A 4,969-nucleotide genomic window follows, 5' to 3' on the forward strand; every position below is an offset into this window, starting at 1 on the left:
AGGTCGACGAAGCGGCCTTGGATCCGGGCGAGGCCGCGGACGCCCACGCGCTCGACGAAGGCTCGACGCCGGATGCGCTCGACGGCGCGGCGGACGGCCTGATGCTGGACGCGCCACCGCCGGAGCACGAGCGGGACGGGCTGCGCGAGTAGCCGCCGCGTGGGCTCCCTTTCCCGTCCCTTCCCGTCCTGCCCTTGCTCCGTCCCCGTGACTCACGCCGGGCGGGCCGACGAGCAACCCCGCCGGCGTCCGAGGCGCGGTGCCGGGGGCGGAGGTCCGGGTCACGGGGTCAGGCGGGCGAGGGCTTCGGCCACGGGGAGTTCCTCGCGGGTGCCCGTGGCGCGGTGCTGGAGTTCGACCACCCCGTCGGCGGAGCGGCGGCCGGCCACCAGGATCCACGGCACGCCGATCAGTTCCGCGTCCGTGAGCTTCACGCCGGGCGACAGGCCGGGCCGGTCGTCCAGCAGCACCCGCAGACCCGCCGCGGCCAGGGCCGACGCCGCCTCCTCCGCCAGCGCGAGCGGCACCGCCTTGCCCGCCGCCACCACGTGGACGTCGGCCGGGGCCACCGCCGCGGGCCAGCACAGACCACGCTCGTCCGCCGTCTGCTCGGCCAGCGCCGCCACCGCGCGGGAGACACCGATGCCGTACGAGCCCATCGTGACCCGGACCGGCTTGCCCTCACGGCCGAGGACGTCCAGTCCGAAGGCGTCAGCGTACTTGCGGCCCAGCTGGAAGATGTGCCCGATCTCGATCGCCCGGTCGAGCCGCAGACCCGCCCCGCAGGACGGGCAGGGGTCGCCCGGCTCCACGACCACCACGTCCAGGTACCGGTCGACCTCGAAGTCCCGCCCGCAGACGACGTTCCGGGCGTGCGTGTCCGCCCGGTTGGCCCCGGTCACCCATGAAGTGCCGGGCGCGACCCGGGGGTCGGCCAGGTAAGGAACCTTGTCCAGACCCTGCGGGCCCACGTAGCCGCGTACCAGATCCGGGCGGTCCTCGAAGTCCTCGGCCGTCACCAACTCGACCACCGCCGGGGCCAGGTGCTCACCCAGCTTGCCGAGGTCCACCTCCCGGTCCCCCGGCACGCCCACGGCCGTAATCTCGCCGTCGACCTTGACCAGGAGGTTCTTCAGCGTCGCGGAGGCGGGTACGCCCAGGTGCGCGGCCAGGGTCTCGATCGTCGGGGTGTCCGGGGTATCAACCTCCTCCAGCGCCGGGTTCTCCGCGAAGACGGGGGCCAGGGCGAAAGTCACGGCCTCCGTGTTCGCCGCGTAGTCACAGGACGGGCAGTCCACGAAGGTGTCCTCGCCCGCCCCGGCCGGCGCCAGGAACTCCTCCGACGCCGAGCCGCCCATCGCGCCCGAGACGGCCGACACGATCCGGTGGTCCAGGCCGAGCCGCTCGAAGATGCGGACGTACGCCTCGCGGTGGAGCCGGTAGGACTCCGCCAGGCCCTCGTCGGACACGTCGAAGGAGTAGGAGTCCTTCATCTGGAACTCGCGCCCGCGCAGCACCCCGGACCGGGGCCGGGCCTCGTCGCGGTACTTGGTCTGGATCTGGTACAGCATGACCGGCAGGTCCTTGTAGGAGGTGCACTGGTCCTTCACCACGAGGGTGAAGATCTCCTCGTGCGTGGGCCCGAGGAGGTAGTCCGCGCCCTTGCGGTCCTTGAGCCGGAACAGCAGGTCCCCGTACTCCGACCACCGCCCGCTGACCTCGTACGGCTCCTTCGGCAGCAGGGCCGGGAGCAGGACCTCCTGGGCCCCGATCGCGTCCATCTCCTCACGGACGACGCGCGAGACGTTGTCCAGGACCCGCTTGCCCAGCGGCAGCCACGTCCATACCCCGGCCGAGCTCCGCCGCACGTAGCCGGCGCGGACCAGGAGCCGGTGGCTGAGGGTTTCGGCGTCGGCCGGGTCCTCGCGGAGGGTCTTGGCCATGAGGCGGGACATGCGCTGCACGTGTTGCGTAGACATGTCGGGAGATTACCGGGGTCCCGGCGGCCCGCGGTACCGGTTTCAGCTCCTGGTCAGCGTCTGGTCAGCGGCAGGGTGGCGCCCATGACCGCGTACGGCAGGCTCGCGCTCGGGAAGTGGACCTGGCGGGCGAGGTCGGTGTAGCCGAGGGCCCGGTACAGGCCGCGTGCGGGGCTCTCGGTGTCGATGGCGGAGAGGATCGAGCGGGGCTCGGCGGCGTCGTCGGTGATGCCGGTGATCAGGGCCCGGCCGACGCCGTGGCCCTGGAAGCCGGGGTGGACGTGCAGCTCGGTGATCACGAAGGAGCCGTCGAGCCAGTCCTCGTGCCCCCCGGCGCGCAGGTAGGGCTCGACGATGGTGGACCACCAGTGGGTGCGGTCGTTCGGCATCCCGTACACGAATCCGGTGAGCGCCCCGTCCTCGGCGAACGCCCCGAGGGCGCGGGCGCCGCGGCAGGTCATGTGGCGCTGGACGATGTAGCGCCGGATGCCGACCTCCTCCTCGCTGAGGCCGAAGGCGACGGCCTGCACGCGCAGGGCCTCGTCCACGCGGGCGGCGAGGTCGAGGGGACCGATGCGGACTCCGGAAGGCAGCATGCGGCGACCTTACTTCGCGGTACGGGGCTGCCGGAATGCCACAGCCGGGGTCCGTGGGCCGCCTTTCGGATCAGGTGCGGCCAGGTGTCGGAACCGGGTGTCAGAAGAGCACGCTCATGAACGCGCCGACCTCGCGGAAGCCCACGCGGCGGTAGGACGCCCGGGCAGCGGTGTTGAAATCGTTCACGTAGAGGCTGACCACGGGAGCCACGTCGCGCAGCGCGTACGCGACGACGGCGGCCATCCCGGTCTCGGAGTGGCCGAGGCCGCGGAACTCGGGGTCCACCCACACGCCTTGGATCTGGCAGGCGCGGGTGGTGGCGGCGCCGATCTCGGCCTTGAAGACGACCTTGTCGTCGTCGACGCGGGCGAAGGAGCGGCCACTGGCGACGAGCTCGGCGACGCGGGCCTGGTAGAGCAGGCCGCCGTCACCGGCCATCGGCGAGATGCCGACCTCCTCGGTGAACATGGCCACGCATGCGGGCATGATCAGCTCCATCTCGTCCTTGCGGATCCGGCGGACCCGCGGGTCGGCCTCGACCGTGGTGGACGGGCGTTCGATGACCATGAGCGGCTGGTGGGAGCGGACCTCGCGGGCCGGGCCCCAGCTGGGCTCCAGGAGCTGCCACAGCAGTCGGGTGGGCTCGGCGGGGCCGACGATGGAGGAGCAGCGGCGGCCGGTGCGGCGGGCGCGGTCGGCGAAGGCGCGTACGGCATCGGGTCCGGCGCAGACGGGGACCAGATTGGCGCCCGCGTAGCAGAGCGAGCGGAGCTCGCCGTCGGCGTACCAGCCCCACATCTCGCCGCCCAGGCGCCACGGGTCGAGTCCGGCGACCTGTACCCGGGAGGTGACGAAGGCGTTCTCGACCGGCTCGCGTCCGAGGATTTCCATCGCGGCGTCGAGATCACTGGGCTCAAGGACCCGGGTGGTGGTCTGCGTCAACACTGGGGCCTCACCATGCAAGTCTGCTGATCTCCGCACTGTACCCGGCGGCGCCCGGGGATGCCGCGTCCGAGGTCACCGAAGAGCCCCGGCCCGCCCCCGAACTGCGGGAACGGCACCGGGGCACTGACGAGGCGGAATCTCTCGAAGAACGTCAGACGCCGATGGCGACGGTGGGCTCGCCGCTCATCACGCCGTCCTTCTCCATCTGCTCGGCGATCTTCATGGCCTCTTCGATGAGGGTCTCGACGATCTTCGACTCGGGGACGGTCTTGATGACCTCGCCCTTCACGAAGATCTGGCCCTTGCCGTTGCCGGAGGCGACACCGAGGTCGGCCTCACGGGCCTCGCCGGGGCCGTTGACGACGCAGCCCATGACCGCGACGCGCAGCGGGACCTCCATGCCCTCCAGGCCCGCCGTGACCTCCTCGGCCAGCTTGTAGACGTCGACCTGGGCGCGGCCGCAGGACGGGCAGGAGACGATCTCCAGGCGGCGCGGCTTGAGGTTCAGCGACTCCAGGATCTGGATGCCGACCTTGACCTCCTCCGCCGGCGGGGCGGAGAGGGAGACGCGGATGGTGTCGCCGATGCCTTCGGACAGCAGCGCGCCGAAGGCGACGGCGGACTTGATGGTGCCCTGGAAGGCGGGGCCGGCCTCGGTGACGCCCAGGTGCAGCGGGTAGTCGCAGGCGGCGGCGAGCTGGCGGTAGGCGTTGACCATGACGACCGGGTCGTTGTGCTTGACCGAGATCTTGATGTCGCCGAAGCCGTGCTCCTCGAAGAGGGAGGCCTCCCACAGCGCGGACTCGACCAGCGCCTCGGGGGTGGCCTTGCCGTACTTCTTCAGCAGGCGGGCGTCGAGGGAGCCGGCGTTCACACCGATGCGGATCGGGGTGCGCGTCTCGTTCGCGGCCTTCGCGATCTCCTTGACCTTGTCGTCGAACTGCTTGATGTTGCCCGGGTTCACCCGGACCGCGGCGCAGCCGGCGTCGATCGCGGCGAACACGTACTTGGGCTGGAAGTGGATGTCGGCGATGACCGGGATCTGCGACTTCTTGGCGATCACGGCGAGCGCGTCGGCGTCGTCCTGGGTCGGGCAGGCGACGCGGACGATGTCGCAGCCGGAGGCGGTGAGCTCGGCGATCTGCTGGAGCGTCGCCCCGATGTCGGAGGTCCTGGTCGTGGTCATCGACTGCACGGAGATCTGTGCGTCGCCACCGACGGCCACCTTGCCGACCTGGATCTTGCGGCTGACCCTGCGGTCGGCAAGCTTCGTCGGCACGGCCGGCATTCCGAGAGAGATGGCAGTCATCTGCTGTGCAACCCCAAGGTGTGGATCAAGGTCCCGAGATCGGCGGGCTCCAGGCTTCGAGATTACGCCAACCACGACGCGGCCCGTGCATCCGAGGGGTGCGCCACCCGAACGTAGGGAGCCGGGCACGATCCGTGCC

Annotated in this window: 4 protein-coding genes; all 4 read right to left on the bottom strand. The window is 71.3% G+C overall.

Going from position 1 to position 4,969, the window contains the following annotated elements; all coding sequences use genetic code 11:
• Positions 1-281 precede the first annotated feature (281 nt).
• The 4 genes from ACWGIU_RS29625 to ispG all read right to left on the bottom strand — a co-directional run bounded on the left by ACWGIU_RS29625 (position 282) and on the right by ispG (position 4,830).
• Positions 282-1,979 (bottom strand): proline--tRNA ligase, encoded by a 1,698-nt coding sequence (locus tag ACWGIU_RS29625; protein WP_453710893.1) that lies wholly within the window; start codon positions 1,977-1,979, stop codon positions 282-284.
• A gap of 53 nt (positions 1,980-2,032) precedes the next feature.
• The gene (locus tag ACWGIU_RS29630) at positions 2,033-2,575 is read right to left on the bottom strand and encodes a GNAT family N-acetyltransferase (protein WP_453710895.1); all 543 of its coding nucleotides are present in this window, start codon (positions 2,573-2,575) and stop codon (positions 2,033-2,035) included.
• 100 nt (positions 2,576-2,675) lie between these two features.
• A complete protein-coding gene (locus tag ACWGIU_RS29635; protein ID WP_453710897.1) occupies positions 2,676-3,518 on the bottom strand; it encodes a GNAT family N-acetyltransferase in 843 nt (280 codons plus the stop codon).
• A 154-nt stretch (positions 3,519-3,672) separates the two neighbouring features.
• Positions 3,673-4,830, bottom strand: a complete 1,158-nt coding sequence (ispG, locus tag ACWGIU_RS29640; RefSeq protein ID WP_030386345.1) for a flavodoxin-dependent (E)-4-hydroxy-3-methylbut-2-enyl-diphosphate synthase — start codon at positions 4,828-4,830, stop codon at positions 3,673-3,675.
• Positions 4,831-4,969: the final 139 nt, after the last annotated feature.

This window comes from Streptomyces sp. NPDC054840, assembly GCF_053611065.1.

Bases quoted from the DNA above. Each gene is read 5' to 3' on its own strand.
- ACWGIU_RS29630 (WP_453710895.1), bottom strand. From the start codon at position 2,575: ATGCTGCCTTCCGGAGTCCGCATCGGTCCCCTCGACCTCGCCGCCCGC.
- ispG (WP_030386345.1), bottom strand. From the start codon at position 4,830: ATGACTGCCATCTCTCTCGGAATGCCGGCCGTGCCGACGAAGCTTGCC.
- ACWGIU_RS29625 (WP_453710893.1), bottom strand. From the start codon at position 1,979: ATGTCTACGCAACACGTGCAGCGCATGTCCCGCCTCATGGCCAAGACC.